The organism is Halostagnicola kamekurae (assembly GCF_900116205.1).
GTDB lineage: Archaea > Halobacteriota > Halobacteria > Halobacteriales > Natrialbaceae > Halostagnicola > Halostagnicola kamekurae.
In genome coordinates this window covers 402,747-420,344 of the sequence record NZ_FOZS01000004.1, presented here as the reverse complement: position 1 = coordinate 420,344, position 17,598 = coordinate 402,747, and the positions used below count along the sequence as shown (strand labels likewise).

The following is a 17,598-nucleotide window of genomic DNA, read 5'->3' as shown; positions in this document are numbered from 1 at the left end:
GCGGGAGTCCGTTGACGCGCTGTTTGCTCTTTCGAGGCTCTTCTTGAACTTGAGGGCAACTGGTAGAGCGCCCTCCGTTTGTTTTCTCGTGTCCGCGACTCTTTTTGAGAGCGCAAGAACCTGGTTGTCACAGCCACTATCGAGGGCTCGAGAAACCCGGTCATACCGAATATCCGCTCCCAGCTATCTCCACTAAGAGAGAAAACATTAAAACTTTCAACTCACTATTCTCCACCAACTCAAAGAAAGATCCAGCGACTCAAGCGCTGCGATTCTCGAGATGGCCTAAAAGTTCAGATCCGTCCGGAGCGTACGTGACTCGACGTGTAACCGACTATTGCTATCCAACGCGTCTCATTCGAGCGATCTATTTCCGGATTCGCTCGAGCGGTTCAACTCTCCGTCTCAGCGTCCGCCTTCGGTTCGATCCCGGACAGTCGCATCGCGTTTCCGGTGACCGCGGTCGTCATCCCGGCGTCGCCAGCGAGGACGGCGAGCCAGATGGGAACGTAGCTGAACGGGACCCCGATTGCGAGCCCGGCTTTCACGGCGAGACTGGCCCAGATGTTCTGTCGGATAACGCCGTTGGCGTCGTTGGCGAGTTCGTAGAGGTACGGAAGCTTCGCGAGGTCGTCACCCATCAACGCGATGTCCGCGGTCTCTAAGGCGGTATCGGTTCCGGCGGCTCCCATCGCAACACCGACGCTCGCCGTGGCGAGCGCGGGCGCGTCGTTGATGCCGTCGCCGGTCATCGCAACGCCGTCGTACTCGTCGACGAGGTCCTCGATTGCCGCCACCTTCTCCTCCGGGAGAAGCTCGGCCTGGAACTCGTCGACGCCGACCTGCTCTGCGATCGCGCGGGCGGTGCGTTCGTTGTCACCCGTGAGCATCACCGTCCGAGACACTCCGAGCCGCTCAAGGCGGTCGATCGCATCTTTCGCTTCCGGGCGGATTTCGTCGGCGACTGCGATGACGCCCTCGAGTTCGTCTTCGGTCCCGACGAGGACGACGGTTTTCCCCTCTGACTGGAGTTTCGGGACGGTGTCCTCGAGCAGATCGAGACAGTTGTTCCGATCGCAGATCGCTCGTGCCGTCCGCGTGACGACGCCGCCGTCGGTCGTCGCGTGAACGTGGGACAGATCGAAGCCCCGTTCCGTAAACAGTCCAGGCTTCCCGGCGAAGTGGGAGGTGCCGTCGAGCGTCGCGCGGACACCCTTCCCGGTGATGCTCTCGAAGTTGTCGACTTCGCGCTCTGGGACTCCCGCACTTCCGGCCTCGGCGACGATCGCCTCGCCGATCGGGTGTTCGCTCCGCCGCTCGAGCCCCTGCGCACACCGGAGGACGTCCTCCTCGGTGTTCCCGTTCAACGGGACGACGTCGGTGACGGTGAGTTCGCCTTTCGTCAGCGTCCCCGTCTTGTCGAATGCGACGACGTCGACCGCTCCCATCGCCTCGAGGTAGTTCCCGCCCTTGATGAGGACGCCGTTCTTTGCCGCGCTCGTGATTCCCGACACCACCGAAACGGGCGTCGAGATGACGAACGCGCACGGACAGGCCAAGACCAGCAGGGTCAACCCGTAGACGACCGCGGTCGACCACGTGGTTCCGAGGACGAACGGACTTCCGATCGTCGTCAGAATCGCGAACGCGACGACGACTGGCGTGTAATACTTCGAAAAGCGCTCGACGAACTGCTCGCGTTCGGTCTTGTTCGACTGGGCGTCTTCGACCATCTCCACGATGCGAGACAGCGTGTTGTCGCCGGCGGCGGAGGTGACCTCGACCTCGAGGTACCCCTCTTCGTTGATCGTCCCGGCGTACACCTCGTCGTCCGTCGTCTTATCGACGGGGACGCTTTCGCCCGTGATCGGGGCCTGATTGACCGCGCTGTCGCCGTCGACGATGATCCCGTCCATCGGGATTTTTTCGCCGGGCTTTACCACGACGACGTCCCCGACGCCGACGTCTTCGACGGGGATCGTTTCCGTCCCCTCCTCGCGTTTGACGGTCGCCTCGTCGGGTGAGAGATCCATCAGTTCGCGGAGCGAGTTCCGGGCCCGATCCATCGAGTACCGCTCGAGCAGTTCGGCGACGCTGAAGAGGAATGCGAGGGTGGCCGCCTCGAAGTAAAGCGCCTCGTCGAACGCGAGGCTCGCGACGAGCGCGCCGAGGATGGCCACCGACATCAGGAAGTCGATGTCGAGGTTCAGATTCCGCGCCGAGTAGTACCCGTTTCGGAGGATCTCCTGGCCGCCGGTAGCGACTGCGACGAGAAAGAGCGCGTCCGCGACGAACAGGTTCGTGCCGAACACCGTTCCGATCTGCCCGTTCTGTCCGGTCAGGACGAACTCGAAGAGCAACCCGACGGCGACGAATGCGCCGCTCACCCACGTCTTGATCGCCCGCGAACTCGTCCAGATCGATTCGCGGTCGTTTTCGGCGTCATCGTCAGCCGATTCGCCGCTCGTCGCGCTCGTCACCTCGTAGCCGGCGCTTTCGATCGCATCGACGACCGCGGTCTCCGCGGCGCTCGAGGAATCGTGCGTGACGGTGACGGTTCCGGTCGTCGGCTGGGTTTCGTACTCCGCGACCGCATCGACGCGCTCGAGCGCGGTTTCGATCTTTCCCGCACACGAGGGACAGTCCATTTCGGGGACGGTGAACCTCGCGGTCTCCGCGTTACCGCTCTCGACCGTGTACCCAGCCTTCTCTATCCGCTCGGCGATGGCGGCGGAACTCGTTTGCTCGCCGTCGTAGGAGACGGTGAGCCTTCCCGTTGTCACCTGCGGATCGACCGTCTCGATTCCGTCTTCCGTTTCGACGCTCTTGGTGACCTTTCCGGCACAGGAGGGACAGTCCATCTCCGGCACCGAAAACTGCGCGACGTCACTCGTTTCTACTGGACTCGAACCCTCACTGGTGGGACCGTCCTGATGGGACTTTCCCGACTCACTCGAGTCGCTCTCGCTGTCCGACGAGTCCGTGCGATCACAGGACGCTGGCGCTTTCTCGCCACCTGCGTCGTGGGAATACTCGTCCGGCGGGGTCATTACTACTCGATAGTGGTCACAACCTTATTAATCCATCTGCTATAAAACGGCGTTTTACCACAAATCCTTACTAGAAAACTCCCAATATATTATTAACCCGCGCTGATTGACGAGCGGTCTCGGAGGTCGCCGCATGATCCCGATTCGTCGCCCGTTCACTTTCACTCTATTGCGGGAACGCTTTTTAGCCCCCCACTCGAAGCATCCGGTGATGGAACTCGATAACCATGCCGAGGATCTCGCCTCCGATCTCGGTATTGACAAAGAGGAGGTCAAAGCGGACCTGCAGAACCTGGTGGAGTACAGCGTTCCGATCGACGAGGCAAAACAGAGCCTTCGACGAAAGTACGGCGACGATACCGGCGGTGGCGGCGGAACGCCGTCGTCGAAAGATATCGGCAACATCACGACCGACGATGGCAACGTCACGGTCACCGCCGTCGTCCTGACCGCGGGCGAACGCTCGATCCGATATCAGGGCGACGATCACGTCATCGTCGAGGGGCGACTGGCGGACGAAACGGGAGCGATCGACTACACCGCCTGGGAGGACTTCGGCCTCTCAGCGGGCGATGCGATCACCGCGGGCAACGCCAGTGTCAGAGAGTGGGACGGCGAACCCGAACTCAACCTCGGCGAGAGTACGTCCCTTTCGTTCGTAGAGGAATCGCTCGAAGTCCCCTTCGAAATCGGGGGCGAAGCGTCGATTGCAGACGTAGAAACCGGCGACCGAGCGGTGACGGTCGACGTGCAAATCCTCGAGTCCGAGCGGCGGACGATTGACGGCCGCGACGGCGAAACTGAAATACTCAGCGGCGTCCTGGGCGACGAATCGGGACGCCTCCCCTTCACCTGCTGGGACCCCGATCCCGCGATCGAACCCGGCGTCTCGGTTCGTATCGAGAACGCGTACGTCCGCGAGTTCCGCGGCGTTCCGGAGGTCAACGTCTCGGAGTTTTCGGTCGTCTCGACGCTCGAGACCGACGTCGAGGTCGGGACCGACACGACCACGATGGGGGTCGGCGAGGCCGTCGCGACCGGCGGCGTCTACGACGTCGAACTGGTGGGGAACGTCCTCGCCGTCCGCGACGGGTCCGGATTGATTCAGCGCTGTCCGGAGTGTAACCGCGTCGTCCAGAAGGGACAGTGCCGAACGCACGGCTCCGTCGAGGGCGTCGACGATCTGCGCGTCAAGGCGATCCTCGACGACGGGACGGGCGCAGTCACCGTCATCCTCGACGACGAACTGACCGAACAGGTCTACGAGGGGACCCTCGAGGACGCCCTCGAGCAGGCCCGCGAGGCCATGGATCAGGAGGTCGTCGCGGATACGATCCGGGAGAAGATCGTCGGCCGGGAGTACTCCATCCGCGGTCATCTGTCGGTTGACGAGTACGGCGCAAACCTCGACGCCGAGCGCTTTGAGGAGAGCGACGCGGATCCGGCGACCCGTGCGACCGACGTTCTCGCGGAGGTGAGAGCATGAGCGCCGAATCCCCGCGACCGAACAGGGAGATCGCCTACCGCCTGTTCGCGACCGAGTACGACGACGCGACGCTCTCGCACGCCGAGAGCGACGAGGAGCGCGCACCGAACTACGTCATCACGCCGACGGGCGCGCGGCTCAACCGCCTGTTCGTCGTCGGGACGCTCACGGAAGTCTCGCCGGTCAACGATGAGATGCTCCGGGCTCGCGTCGTCGACCCCACGGGCGCGTTCGTCGTCTATGCTGGTCAGTATCAGCCAGACGAACTCGCCGCGTTAGAACAGCTCGACCCGCCCGAGTTCGTCGCGATCACGGGGAAAGCGCGGACCTTCCAGCCCGAGGACTCGGAACGGGTCTACACGTCGGTCCGCCCGGAGAGCATCGCCACGGTCGACGCCGAGACGCGCGACCGCTGGGTCGCGAGCGCGGCTGAACAGACGATCGAACGGATCGACGCGTACGCCGCGGCGTCGGGTATCGACGCCCGCGGATCCGGCCTCCGCGATGCCCTCGTCGAAGCTGGTGTCGACGACCCGCTCGCACAGGGCATCTCGCTCGCACAGGGTCACTACGGAACCACGCCGACCTATCTCGAGGGACTCCGCGATCGATCGGTTGCGGCCCTCGAGGTCATCGCCGGGGACCGGGAGGACGCGGCCGAGTTCGACGCCCGACCGAACGAGACGGCGCCCGACAGTCGATCGTTCGAGGAAATCGCGGCAGCCGGAACTGTCGATATTGACGCCTCGAGCCTGGAAACCCACCTCGCAGACTCTCCGGACGCTGAGAGAGAACCCGCGGACGAACCGGCTGTGTCGACGGCCTCGGCGTCGGGTCAGGAGTCTACGGACGAGGTCGTCGGTTCGGCGACCGGATCGGAGCCCGAGACGGCGACGCTTTCGGGCGAATCGTCGCCGACCGATGACGAACAGGCCACTCACGAACCGATCGGTGACGAACCGACCGACGATACGCTCACCGATGACGAACCGGCCGCTGCGCAGACCGCTCGAGATTCGAGTACGGATACTGACGGTACCGATCCGACGGCGGACGCGACGGAAGTGCCAGCGGATGCCGAGAGTGCGACCGAGTCGGACGGGAGATCGGCTGTCGCCGAGAGTCAGACTTCGGGTGACGGTTCAACCGGCGAGCAGACGACCGTCGAAAGCGACGTTACGACCGAACTCGACGAAGCCACAAGCGCTAGTGAGTCCGACGGCGAGGCCTCAAGCACCGAGATCAGTACGGAGTCCGATTCTGACGACGCTTCGGACGGTGACCTCGGCGATTTCGATAGCGACGGATTCGACGAGGGTATGTACGAGATGGACGACGAAGAACGCGAAGAACTCGAGGCCGAGTTCGGAACGGAGTTTTCGACCGGAGCCGAAGTCGACGAACCCGGATCGGCCGACATCGACGTCGACAGTGATTCGGTCGAACGGGAAGAAGCCGCCTCAGAACCGGCCGAACAATCTGAGGGAGACGAGTCGGCACGATCGGACTCTGTAGAGTCGCTCGCGGAGGACGACCAAACCGACGCCGACGCACAGTCCGAGAGCACGACCGACACGGAGCAGGCGGCAGAATCGGTCGACGAAGCCGCCGAACCCGACGAACCGATCGACGTTCAGGCCCAGGTCATCGAAACGATGAATCGGCTCGACGACGGCGACGGCGCGGACCGATCGACGGTCGTCTCGTCCGTCGTCGACGAGACGGGCGCGGCTCCCGACGCCGTCGAGGACGCGATTCAGGACGCGCTGATGGGCGGTCAGTGTTACGAACCCGACGACGAAACGCTCAAAGCGATCTGAGTCGACCCGCTCGCAAATCCTCTTTTCTGAATGGACACACCACCCCGGCACGATTCCGACGCGCCGATTCTCGAGCCGATTCCGGGAGCTCCGGCAGCGGTGGCAACGCTCCCGGACGAACGGGCGCTCGTGATCGCGGATTACCACGCCGGCTACGAAGCCGGACTGCGGTACGAACGGGGCGTCGACGTTCCGAGCCAGGCGCCCGACCGCCGGGAACGGTTGCTCGAGTTGCTCGAACGAACTGGGGTCGACCGACTTGTCGTCTGCGGTGATTTGATGCACGCCATCGGCGAACCGGGCGGCGCCGAACGCGGCGAACTCGAGGTCTTACTCGAATCGGTCCTCGATTCGGTGTCGGTCACCCTCGTCAAGGGCAATCACGACGGGGCGATCGAAACGTGGCTCGAGGCCGACTCGAGCGAGCACGACGACCCAGGCGTCGTCGACGTTATCGGAAGCGAGAGTCACTCCGCTCGCCTCGATATTCACGCCGGAACCGGCGTTCGACTGGGTCCGCTCGGCGTCTGTCACGGCCACACTTGGCCGTCAGCCGACGTGCTCGAGGCGGAGGTTGTCTGTTTCGGTCACGAACATCCCTGTATCCGACTCGAGGACGAGGTCGGCGGTGCTCGCGTAGAACCGATCTGGCTCCGCGGCCGACTCGATCCGAAACCGTTCGCCGCCCGCGAGGAGTATCGAGACCTCTCGTGGCTCGATACTGGCGAACCGCCTCGAATGGTTGGAATACCCGCCTTCAACGATCTAGTCGGCGGGACGTGGGTGAACGTTCCCGGGCAGTCGTTTCTCGCGCCGTTTCTTCCGGACGGTATCGCAGACGGGGAGGCGTTCCTCCTCGACGGAACCCGTCTCGGTCCGTTTCGCGAGGTCTGACCGACGCTATACGGAGTGTTGGTTACGGACGTAATAGACATCGATCATTAGCGAGACGAGTGCGCACTATCTACGATCAAACGGTTGTCAATCGGTTCGAAAATGGGCTCGTCGACTTCGAAGTCGATCGAAATCCGAATTATCAGCGCCTCAACTTTTGGATCGAGAGACGCTCTCCCGGATGCCCGTCACTCGAGCGAATCCTCTCGCGTCCTGTGGATCTGCTCAGGGACCTCGTCGATGTGCTCTAGCGCGACTTTGAGTATAGCGTCATGGACTTCACGAGTTTCTTCGTCCCGAATCTCCATCCGCCGAAGCTCCGGTGTGACCTCGATCCCGAGTTTGTCCTCGAGTTCGTTCCACGTTTCATCGCGCGCGTACAGCGGCTTCTGGCGAACGTCGCTGTATTCGAATCCCGGTCCCGCGTCTGCGGGCGACGTCGCCTCCGCTGATGGTGACTTCTGTTCTTCGCCCGTCGTTTGGGGTTTCGTCGCTTGTTTCGCCGTTTGAGTTGTCGAAGCGGATTCCGTAGCGGGTTCACCGGTCGGGTTGGTCGTTTGTTCCGTGGTTCCGGCGTCAATGTTCCCGTCGTCAACGTTTCCACCGTCGACGTTCCCGTCGTCGTCGCTATCGAGATCGTCGAACGGGTTACTCATGCGTCGACCCCTCCGTTCGCGACGATATCGGCGAGCTCGCGATAGTGTTCGATTTGGTCGCTCTCCGGGTCGTACTCCTGCAACGGTTGGTTTTCCTGGAGTGAACGCGACAGCGCAGATCGATGTCGAATTCCGGGTTTCGGTGCCTGCATCTCACCGGCGTCGATGCGGTCGAACTCCGCAGCCGTAATGCGGGCGAACGATGGAACGACTTCCTGCAGCGGTTGGCCGTCGTTAACCTCGTAGCTCGCCGTATTCAGGTTCTCGAGCAGTTCCCGGTCTTCGGTCTGCTGGTCGATCCGATCGGAGAGTTTGTTCGGCACCACCGCCAACACGTCGACGTCGATGTATTCGCGGGCCGGCTCGATGAGCCGTTCCATCGTCCGTTTGTATCCGCCGATAGCGCTCGAGCCGGGTTCGATCGGTATCATGACGTTTCCCGTCGCCACGAGCGCGTTGTTGTTGAGCATGCCGGGGTACGCGGGGCAGTCGAACACCACGTAGTCGTACTCCTCGCCCAGTAGCGGGTCGACGATTTTCGATTTGACTCTGGCCGAGCCTTGCATCGCCCCGGCCAGGTCCTTTTCGACGTCCTCGAGCGTATTCGACGACGGGAGGAGATCGAACCCGTGATCGGTCGACCGTATGATATCACCGGGCGTGGCGTTCCCCTCGAGAATTACGTCGCCGAGGTTCGTCTCGCTTTGATACGCTTTTTCGTATCCCAATCCGTTAGTCGCGTGGCCGTTCGGATCGAGATCCGCGAACAACGTTTTACCGCGCTCCGAGAGCTGTCGGGCGAGGTTCATCGACGTCGTCGATTTTCCGACGCCACCTTTGAGAATAACGACGCTTACTGCCTGTGGTGTGTCTGTATTTGGCTCCATGGGTGATTTCGTTGTGTACTCGCTCGGACAATAGGTACCTATTGTTTCTCTCACGAGCCTTCGTTGTGAATAGGAGTATCATGGAAGTTGAAAGGCTTAAAAATACCGAAGATAGCTACTCGAGGAACAATAGGTGGAATAGGTAAAATGGGTCAAGTAGCTGGGGTAGGTCTAATAGATACAATAGGGACTTTAGATAGCTCTCCTATAGCCCCTATCATACCTATTGTGGATAACTCACCTATTCTTCCTATCTCACCTGTCCTGTCTGCCCCTTCTCCATAAGCTATTCTATCTATCTGGTGTATCTTCTCTATCGCCTCTATTTTGGCTGGTGTATCTCTCTTTCCTACGGAATCTGTTTTTTCTACTGTGCTTCCCTCGTCTTTTCAAGGTATGTCTCCTGACTGTTTGGGGGTTATCTCCTCGACTACCGGATTTTGGGCTCCCGTTTCAGCTACCTATTGCATTGTGGCTTCTGTATCTATTGTACCTGGTCTGACTATTCTTCCTATCCCAACTATTGTTGTTAGTGCGGCTCTGATCCGGTCCGCTGTGTACGAGCCAGCTCGAAGACGAGCGAGTGACTACCCGCAGAGTGTGTGGCAAGAGAGGCTGCTTTCCTCAACTATTGGTCCGTTCATCAAGTGTGGGGATGCGGTCGTCCGATCGCTCGATTCGTATTCGATTTTGGTGGGGTTATGGCCGAACAAATCAGGTGAGTTGTCGTCGAGATATCTATCGATTCACTAAATGCCGGATCGCTGGCCCAGATTCCGGCCGATCGCCTCAGTTGTCGGTACCTTGGTATTGGTGTCTTGCCTATCACTGTTCGAGTCCGTAGTTGGCTCGATGCTGTGTTGTGTCTCTACCATGGGAGTGGTAGAGAATTATTCAGGGGATCTGGGCCTGTAGAGTAGACATACCCGAAGGTAGTCGTGATAGATACAATAGGTACCTGTGGTTCGATAGCTCGAGTAGCTACTCTACGTGGGGTAGCTATTACTCAGTTACACGTTTTCTCGAGTAGCCTCGGGTCGCGCAAACAGGTTTCCTCTGCCTGTTGAACCCTATTGGTTTGCCATATTCACCGATTGACTGATATTGATAGTGATAGGAAAGAATCAACTGATCGTCTGAATAATACCTATATATGGGCCCTGATGTGTGGTTCACTCTCTTACTGATCATGGTCGTTACGGTACCCATATTCTTCGGTGTAATTGCGTTCATTAACCGTGATACGGGAGAAGATACAGACGATGAGATAGAAGAGTTGAAACAACAGGTCGAAGAATTAGAAGCACAGCAAGACTAAAGCTGTGAATCTCTGCGGGTTTTAACAGGGCCGTTTCCTCCCGATTCGGTCGTCAGCACGTCGGGTAGCCGCAGTTTTCCGTCGTCCTTCTTTTGGATTACGCCGTCCCCGCTGATCAACGCTTCTTACATCAGTTTCTAATATCGTAGGGTCTTTTAAAATGGTTCTTCCTCTCCCGGTGAGCCTACTGGCGAGGATATCGTGGGTAGGAGCCGTCCAACGCTGCTCCCTAATTAATAAATCCTATAACGCTATATCTTTGTCTGGTTGTGTCGGTCCGGGAAGAACTGATCTCGAGGCCGTCCGGGCGAGCGATGGTCTATACCCGACCAAAACGTCGGCTTCGAACGGTTCAAACAACTGCCTCCATCGATAACGAGGCGTCTTCGGAGTCCGAAACGACGGGAACAGGCTGTATGGTGAGAACCGTTTCGCAGTCTGTCAGTCCCGTTCGTTCTGCGGATCGTATCGACGTCGTAAGCCACAATTGATAGGTGATGACTGCGAACGCGTATTCACTGTGCCCATCGCCACTGAGTCGAGCGGTCCGACTCGTATCGCCTTTGTGTGCGTTCAGAACGCTGGTCGCTCCCAGATGTCGACCGCGTTCGCAGAACGCGAGCGGGCGCGACGTGGCCTTGAGGACCGCGTCGAGATACTGACCGGCGGAACTCATCCCGCCGACAGCGTCCACGAGGAGGTGATCGAAGTGATGGACGAAGCGGGGTTCGATCTTTCTGATAGAACCCCGCGCGAGATTACGAGCGAGGAGGTACGCTCCTGCGATTACGTCGCGACGATGGGCTGTTCGACGCTCGATGTCGGATCGGTTGGAACTCAGGTCGATATTCGTGACTGGGACCTCGATGACCCCGACGGACGTGATCTCGATCGGGTACGAACCGTTCGAGACGAAATCGAGCGTCGAGTCACCGCGCTCTTCGACGAACTTAGCACGTCCATCTAAAACGTGGAACGCCACCAGGTGTATCTCTTCCCGTACGCTCGAGCGATCCGCAACCTAATCTGTTAGTCTCCGAAGGAGTATCTCTCCGTTTTTGTCCCGCTTTGATAGACGACGTAGAGTACCGTAACCGCGATGAGGAAATCGATGGTGTGTCCGGCGAGGTGGTGGACGGTCATCGGTACCAGACCGAAGACGGTGCCGAGCCCGACGACCGACCGACCGACGAGCAGTCCGAGGACGACCGTGATCAGTAGGTACCGGGTCGTTCCGCGTCTCGAGTACGCGAGCAGGCCGGCACCGAACAGCACGACCGTTCCGGCGGCCGCGAGGAGAATTATCGCGATGAGAACCGGCGCTAGCTGTGGGTTTAGCCACGCGTTGTCGAACGCACTAAGCACGAGCATACGGCTCTATCACGGATTGGTTGGAACCCTATCTATATGCTTCGGTGCCAGTGACTGGGAGAAACAGCGCAAGCGAGGGCTGTTCTGTGCGTCACGCCGAGAGGGAAGTAGCGCCTACGGATATCACCGGTTCTTAGTTATCAGGAACGGTCGAAAGGGGTTATACTGTCTGAATAGGGATCTGTAACAACTGCGCCATCCCACCGATCTCGATCAATACAATGTCCAACACTCGCCAACAGATACGAAGACAGGTTCATGCGAACGCCGGAATCCACTTCAACGAACTCGTCAGAGAGTCGGAGTTTGCGACCGGGCAGGTCCAGTACCACGTTCGCCGATTGATCGACGAGGGACAGCTGATCCGAAGCGAATTCTACGGTCGAACCCACTATTACCCGCCGGAATACGACGACTGGGAGCGCGAAACGTTAGCGCTGTTCCGTCGCGAGACGGTCCGCGAAATCGTCGTCTATCTCATCGAACACGAGCCGGCTACTCCCGGGGAGGTAACCGATGCACTCGGAATTGCCCGGAGTACTCTCGAGCACCACCTCGACCGACTCCTGGCTCACGAGGTTATCGAAAAACGGTACGACCAGCACCGACACGTCACCCTGCGGCTCACTGATCCCGACCGGATCGGTCCGTTACTGACGGTGGTCACCCCGACCGTCCCCGACCGCTTCGTCGATCGCTTCACGAGACTCGTCGACGGGTTGCTCGAGTCGTCTTCCGGCGACTGACTGTATTCGCTGTGAACGGCGGGGATTCGGTTCGAAGTTGCACACACAGGCGCGCGTTTTATTCGATCGCCGATGGGCTCCCTTACTGATGAGCGACACCCAACAGTCTCTCGAGGGAACATCCGTCGGTATTCTGATCGCCGAACGAGGCACCGAGGAAATCGAGTTCACGGAACCGAAGCGAGCGGTCTCCGACGCCGGGGCCACCGTGTCGGTTCTCGGAACGGATACCGGCGAGGCACGGACGGTCAACAACGACCTCGAGGCCAGCGACTCGTACGCGGTAGACGAAACCGTTTCGGAAGCCTCGGCTTCGGAGTACGACGCGCTGATCGTCCCCGGCGGCGCGGTCGGCGCGGATATCCTCCGATCGAACGCCGATGTGGTAGAACTGCTTCGCGAACACGAAGCCGCCGGTAAACCGATCGGCGTCATCTGTCACGGTCCCTGGACGCTGGTCGAGGCAGACGTCGTCGACGGGAGAACGGTAACCTCGTATCCGAGCCTCCGAACCGACATCGAAAACGCCGGCGGCGAATGGGTCGACGAGGAAGTCGTGATCGACGACGGGCTGATTACGAGTCGTGATCCCGACGATCTGCCTGCCTTCTGCGACGCGATTGTCGAGGAGTTCGAAGCGGAATCATCGTAGAAACCGGCCGATTCTCTTCGTACGGACCCGATCGACTCCCTTCGGTTTTTCCGATCTACGGGCTGTACTCCGGCGATTGGACTTCGATCGTCTCCGAGACGTTCTCGAGTTGTTCGCCGATCGTCGCGACGAGGTCGTCGAGCGTGACGATTCCCGTGAGGGTGCCGTCGTCGTCGACGACGGGGAACCGTCGAACGTTGTGCTCTTCGATCGCGCGCGAGACCTCGATCGACTCCTCGTCCTCGTGTATCGTCGCCGGCTCCTCGGTCATGACTTCCTCGACCGACACCGAGGCGATGTCGTCGTGTTCGTGAATCGCGAGCGCGGCGTCCCGATCCGTGATGATACCGACTGGTGCATCGTCTTCGGTAACGACGACTGCACCGATTCCTTCGGCGGCCAACGTCTCCGTTATCTCCTCGAGTTCGGTCTCCCGATCCGTCGTTGCGACATCTTCTGGTCCGAGTTTGCGTACTGGCATCGCCACGACGAACGACGACCGACACGACCGTCAAAGACCGCCTTTCGTGTGAACCGTCGGTGCGATCGCCCCTAGCAGGCCGCAACTTTAGGGACAGCTATCTCGGAGAAGGGATATGGATCACGATCGCCCCTCCGGATTCGAATCGCCCGTTGTAGGACGTCGTTACCCATCCGGTCGAACGTATGGCTTTGCGCCGGGGGCATCCCGATGAACGATCGCAATACGCCGGGAGAGGCAGATCCACTCGGGGCCCACGGCGTCATTCCGCCCACGGTGACGGCCTTTCACGAAAACGAGGATCTCGACCTCGAGACGACGGCCGCACTCGCCAGATTCGTCGTCGATGCAGGCTCTCAGGGCGTTTTTCCTCTGGGAACGAACGGCGAGTTCGCCCTCCTTTCGTCCGACGAGCGCGCCCGAGTCGTCGAGGCGGTCGCTGACGAAGTCGGTGATGACGTGCCCGTCTTCGCCGGCGTGGGGGCGCCGAGCACGCGCGAGACGGTCAGAAACGCGACTCGTGCGGAACGCCTTGGTGCCGATGGCCTTATCGTCGTCACCCCCTATTATTATGACCTTGAGAGCGACGGCCTTCGAGAGCATTATCGAGCCGTCGCAGCGGCCACCGAGAGCCCGATCTATCTCTATCATATCCCGCGTCGAACCGGCATCGAACTCTCGCTCGAGACGCTCTCGGAACTGCTGGAGATCGATTCGGTCGTCGGGTGCAAGGACTCGAGTGGCGACCTCGTCTGGCTCGGGCAGGCGATCGACCGAAATCCGTCCCGAACCTTCGTCGGCGGGTCGGACGCGCTGGTCTTCTCGAGTCTCCAACTCGGTTGTTCCGGCGTGGTCAGCGCGATCGCGAACGTCTTCCCGAGTCTCGTGGTCGACCTTTACGACGCCTCCGTCGATGGAGATCGCGAGTCCGCACTGACGCGCCAACGCGTTTTGTACGAACTTAGAGCGGCTATCGAGCAAGGCCCGACGCTCGCGGGGGTGAAAGCGGCTCTCGACCTACGAGGATTCGATCCGGGACCGATCCGGCGTCCGCTTTGTGGTTTCGACCAGTCGGAGATGAACGCGCTCGAGGAGACGATTACCGATCTCGAAGAGTCCGGTCGTCTCGAACGGTAGCCCGCTCGATAGTGGGGTTCCCTGCTGCCGTCGTAGGTTCCTTGCTGTGGTCGGAGTTTGAATTTTGCACCGGCATCGACCGCTTCGAACGATACCTCGCCGCGCGTTCCGATGGCACGTATGCGTTTTCCGCTGGAATGCCGGTGCCGGTCTCCGATATCGTTTTTGCTACGACCGAGTCCCGCCCGCTCCCGAGTAGTGTTAGACAGTAACACACTGCAGAAACGGTTATGTGGGGTGGCGAACATGATACGAGTACCTGATCGCGTTTCGACGTGGTACTGTCGCCACCGCGTAGAGAACGTGATCGACACACCCATGATCTCGCTCACGACCACCGCGGCCCCGCTCGACCTCACTCGCCAGATAGCGAGTGGGGGCTATGGACCGGGGCCGGCGATCGGCCTCGGGCCGATTGGTCGTGGGTGGATCGAGATGCAGTCGCTGTCGAATTCGATCGACATCGCATCCATCCGCGCCGCGTAAGTTCGACGCCGGCCGGATGGATGTCGTCTCCTCGAGGATTTTCGCTCGTCGCGCTCGACGCGCCGCCGATTCCTCGTTCTCGTGGCTCGTCCGTCCGGCCAGTCAGAACTACGCGGTCTTCCCCCGTAGTGTACGCTGGGCGGGCGAGTCCGCTTCAGCGCCGGTCAACACGCGGGCAGTCGCTCGAGCGCCGAGTTCGATTCTCGGCGGGGGAGTATGGACCGCACCGTCCACTCGGTCGCAGTGGAACTGGTCGTTCGAGTGCCAATCAACGCATCCGGTAGTCTCGTCGATGGAGCGCGAGGCGTCTTGGAGCGAGTCGAGGTCGTCGAGGCTGTCGACGAACCGCAGGTACGGGGTATCGAACCCGGACTGAACGACATCGAAGTCGAACTTCGGACCGATCTCGAGATCGCCGTCGGTGATCGAGGTGAGGACACCGCGCTGGTGAGGCGCAGACTCGAGACCGGCGTCGGCGTGCTGACCGTCGATCGTCTCGAGTTACACCGATCCGATCCGGAACCGCCGATCGCCGTTCGTGAGACGGAGGGTAGTGATCGATAGGGCGGTGTGAGTTCGACGGTAGTCTACGGGAGATCGACGTCCCCGCTCGCGTCGGTCAGTCCTCGATATCGACGTTTTGCTCGCGGACCGTCATCCCCTTTCGTCCGAGGTGCTGGAGCTGTTTACGGGCGAAATCCTCCTCTCGAGTGCCTCGCGTGGCGAGGACGTAGACGAGCGCTCCGCCAGCCGGCCGCATCGTCCTGCCCGCCCGCTGGGTACCCTGCCGACGGGAGCCGCCGAGTCCGGAGGCGATGATCGCCAGGTCGGCCGTCGGTAGGTCGATCCCCTCGTCGCCCACTCGAGAGACGACGAGCAACTCGCGTTCGTTTCGCCGGAACTCCTCGAGCAGCCGCCGGCGTTCGTGGTGGGGCGTCTCCCCGCTCAGGAACGGTGCGTCGACCGCCTCGGCGATGGCGCGACCCTGTTCTAAGTAGTCGACGAACACCAGCGCCTTCGAGTCGGGGTGGGCCGAGAGGAGGTATCGAACGTCGTCGACCTTCCCTCGATTTCGCGCCGCGATGCGGTACTTCTCCCGGCCGTCGGCCGAGCCGTAGGCGTTCGCCTGCTCGTCGTCGCCCCAGGGGACGTACCGGATCTCGAGTTCCGGTTCGGCGACGAAGCCGTCCTCGAACAGCGCCTCCCAGTCGGTGCCGATGGGCGGTCCGACGAGCGTGAAGATCTCGGTCTGGCGGTCGTCCTCTCGAATCGGGCTCGCAGAGAGGCCGAGCCGGTGGCGCGACTGGAGGTGCGTGCTCCGCCGGTAGACGTCGCTCGGAACGTGCTGGCACTCGTCGAAGACGACGAGCCCCCACTCGCGGTCGTCGAACAGCGACCGGTGTCTGTCCATCCCCGCGATCTGGTAGGTGGCGATCGTCACCGGGCGGACGTTCTTCTGGCCGCCGTGGTACTGGCCGATCTGGTCGGCCTCGAGGGAGGTCTGTGCGAGCAGTTCCTCGTTCCACTGTCTCGCGAGGTCGCGACTGGGGACCAGTATCAGCGTCTCGCCGCCGACGTGGGCCATCGCACCCATCGCCGCGACGGTTTTCCCGCTTCCCGGCGGGCCGACGAAGACGCCCTCCCCGGCTTCGGAGAATCGGTCGACCCACGTCTGCTGGTAGTCTCGAAGGCGCACCTGTAGCTCGATAGACAGCTCCTCGCCGGTCGCCAGTTCCCGCTGATCGTCCACCGGATACCCCGCCTCGTAGAGCACTCGTTTGATCGCGGCCTCGGCGCCCTCCCGGACCCAATCCTCCGTCTCGGAGATCGGCGCGTGGACGTGTTCTTCGTCTAGCTTCTGTCGAGCGACGTTGCCCATTATCTCCGCGCTCTGTGCCTCGAGCACGGTGTAGCCGTCATCGTGGGTCACGAGCCGGAACTGTCTGGCGCGGTCCCACTGGCTCTCGACCCAGTCCTCGAGCTCGTCCGAGCGCTGGCCGAGCGCCTGTCGCATCGTCCGCGCGAGCGCGTCGAACGAATCGTGCGGAGCCTGCCAGACGTCCTCCGGTCGAACCTCGTATCGGTACCCGTTCTCGCCGTTCGTATCGGCGAGGTGGGCGAACTGCGAGAGCTGTGCGCGGGTGAACTGTTCGGGTCGGTCGACGACGATCTCGCGTCGCTTCGGAAAGACCACAACCCGCTCCCTGTCGGTCAGATCCTCGAGTTCGCTGGGGTACCAGACGACGGGGTCCGTCGAGACCGAGAGCGATTCGACCTCGCCCGCGGCTTCGAGGGCCTCGAGTTGCTCGTCGACGGTTTCGCGGGGGTACTCGAGCGCTCGAGCGACCCCGCCCGCAGTGAGCACCGGCCGCCCCGCTCGTTGGCAGGCGTCGTGAAAGCCAGCCAGCGTGAGCGAGCGCTCGGTTTCGTCGTCGGATTCGGTCTCCGGCTGACTCGCGTCCGACCGGTCGTCGGCCGGCGCCGTCGTCTCGTCGGCGTCGATGCCGTCGTCGGAGCCGACACTCGAGGAACTATTGTCGGTCACTGACCCAGGGTAGCGGCGGTACGACTAAACCGATTTCGTTCGGGGATGGAAAAGCGCCGTTGTGGCGGT

The 17,598-nt window shown here is 61.2% G+C and carries 16 protein-coding genes; 10 read left to right on the top strand and 6 right to left on the bottom strand.

The annotated features are described in order from the left end of the window. Positions 1-392: 392 nt before the first annotated feature. On the bottom strand, positions 393-3,050 hold the full coding sequence (locus BM348_RS18165; RefSeq protein WP_092907120.1) for a heavy metal translocating P-type ATPase: 2,658 nt from the start codon (positions 3,048-3,050) through the stop codon (positions 393-395). Between the two features lie 211 nt (positions 3,051-3,261). Between BM348_RS18165 and BM348_RS18160 the strand changes: the two genes are divergently transcribed. From BM348_RS18160 to BM348_RS18150, 3 genes are read left to right on the top strand one after another with little or no spacing between them, the layout of a single operon-like run. Beyond that, positions 3,262-4,536: a Single-stranded DNA binding protein gene (locus BM348_RS18160; protein WP_092907118.1), complete on the top strand. Its 1,275-nt coding sequence runs from the start codon at positions 3,262-3,264 to the stop codon at positions 4,534-4,536. Beyond that, the gene (locus BM348_RS18155; RefSeq protein WP_092907116.1) at positions 4,533-6,356 is read left to right on the top strand and encodes a hypothetical protein; all 1,824 of its coding nucleotides are present in this window, start codon (positions 4,533-4,535) and stop codon (positions 6,354-6,356) included. The genes BM348_RS18160 and BM348_RS18155 overlap by 4 nt, the downstream gene beginning before the upstream one ends. 30 nt (positions 6,357-6,386) lie before the next feature. Beyond that, positions 6,387-7,250 (top strand): metallophosphoesterase, encoded by an 864-nt coding sequence (locus BM348_RS18150; protein WP_092907114.1) that lies wholly within the window; start codon positions 6,387-6,389, stop codon positions 7,248-7,250. Positions 7,251-7,438: 188 nt separating this feature from the next. On the opposite strand, the gene BM348_RS18145 is transcribed toward BM348_RS18150, so the two are convergent. Together BM348_RS18145 and BM348_RS18140 are read right to left on the bottom strand one after the other, a co-directional pair. Then, complete coding sequence (locus BM348_RS18145) at positions 7,439-7,906, bottom strand: hypothetical protein (protein ID WP_092907112.1); 468 nt, start codon at positions 7,904-7,906, stop codon at positions 7,439-7,441. Then, a complete protein-coding gene (locus tag BM348_RS18140) occupies positions 7,903-8,793 on the bottom strand; it encodes a ParA family protein (protein WP_092907110.1) in 891 nt (296 codons plus the stop codon). Before BM348_RS18140 ends, BM348_RS18145 begins: the two co-directional genes overlap by 4 nt. Positions 8,794-9,946: 1,153 nt before the next feature. On the opposite strand from BM348_RS18140, the gene BM348_RS21520 reads away from it, so the two are divergent. After that, positions 9,947-10,111, top strand: a complete 165-nt coding sequence (locus tag BM348_RS21520) for a hypothetical protein (protein ID WP_175507245.1) — start codon at positions 9,947-9,949, stop codon at positions 10,109-10,111. Between the two features lie 595 nt (positions 10,112-10,706). Next, entirely contained in the window at positions 10,707-11,078 is a 372-nt protein-coding gene (locus BM348_RS18135) for a low molecular weight phosphatase family protein (protein ID WP_245779530.1), read from the top strand. Between the two features lie 62 nt (positions 11,079-11,140). Here the strand turns inward: BM348_RS18135 and BM348_RS18130 are convergent, their stop codons facing one another. Then, on the bottom strand, positions 11,141-11,482 hold the full coding sequence (locus tag BM348_RS18130; protein ID WP_092907106.1) for a DUF7471 family protein: 342 nt from the start codon (positions 11,480-11,482) through the stop codon (positions 11,141-11,143). A 221-nt stretch (positions 11,483-11,703) separates the two neighbouring features. Here BM348_RS18130 and BM348_RS18125 point away from each other — a divergent pair, with 221 nt between their 5' ends. Together BM348_RS18125 and BM348_RS18120 are read left to right on the top strand one after the other, a co-directional pair. After that, positions 11,704-12,228, top strand: a complete 525-nt coding sequence (locus BM348_RS18125) for a winged helix-turn-helix transcriptional regulator (RefSeq protein WP_092907104.1) — start codon at positions 11,704-11,706, stop codon at positions 12,226-12,228. An 88-nt stretch (positions 12,229-12,316) separates the two neighbouring features. After that, positions 12,317-12,880 carry a type 1 glutamine amidotransferase domain-containing protein gene (locus tag BM348_RS18120; protein ID WP_092907102.1) on the top strand — a complete coding sequence of 188 codons (564 nt, stop codon included), beginning with the start codon at positions 12,317-12,319 and terminating at the stop codon, positions 12,878-12,880. Positions 12,881-12,935: 55 nt separating this feature from the next. Here the strand turns inward: BM348_RS18120 and BM348_RS18115 are convergent, their stop codons facing one another. Further along, entirely contained in the window at positions 12,936-13,361 is a 426-nt protein-coding gene (locus tag BM348_RS18115) for a CBS domain-containing protein (RefSeq protein WP_092907100.1), read from the bottom strand. A gap of 210 nt (positions 13,362-13,571) precedes the next feature. Between BM348_RS18115 and BM348_RS18110 the strand changes: the two genes are divergently transcribed. The 3 genes from BM348_RS18110 (at position 13,572) to BM348_RS18105 (ending at position 15,548) form a co-directional block, all read left to right on the top strand. Beyond that, the gene (locus tag BM348_RS18110) at positions 13,572-14,498 is read left to right on the top strand and encodes a dihydrodipicolinate synthase family protein (RefSeq protein WP_092907098.1); all 927 of its coding nucleotides are present in this window, start codon (positions 13,572-13,574) and stop codon (positions 14,496-14,498) included. Positions 14,499-14,744: 246 nt separating this feature from the next. Next, positions 14,745-14,984: a hypothetical protein gene (locus tag BM348_RS20800; RefSeq protein ID WP_139231231.1), complete on the top strand. Its 240-nt coding sequence runs from the start codon at positions 14,745-14,747 to the stop codon at positions 14,982-14,984. A gap of 216 nt (positions 14,985-15,200) precedes the next feature. After that, positions 15,201-15,548: a hypothetical protein gene (locus tag BM348_RS18105; protein WP_092907096.1), complete on the top strand. Its 348-nt coding sequence runs from the start codon at positions 15,201-15,203 to the stop codon at positions 15,546-15,548. A 55-nt stretch (positions 15,549-15,603) separates the two neighbouring features. Here BM348_RS18105 and BM348_RS18100 read toward each other — a convergent pair whose 3' ends face one another. Continuing rightward, the gene (locus BM348_RS18100) at positions 15,604-17,529 is read right to left on the bottom strand and encodes a DEAD/DEAH box helicase (RefSeq protein WP_394328111.1); all 1,926 of its coding nucleotides are present in this window, start codon (positions 17,527-17,529) and stop codon (positions 15,604-15,606) included. Between the last annotated feature and the right edge of the window lie 69 nt (positions 17,530-17,598).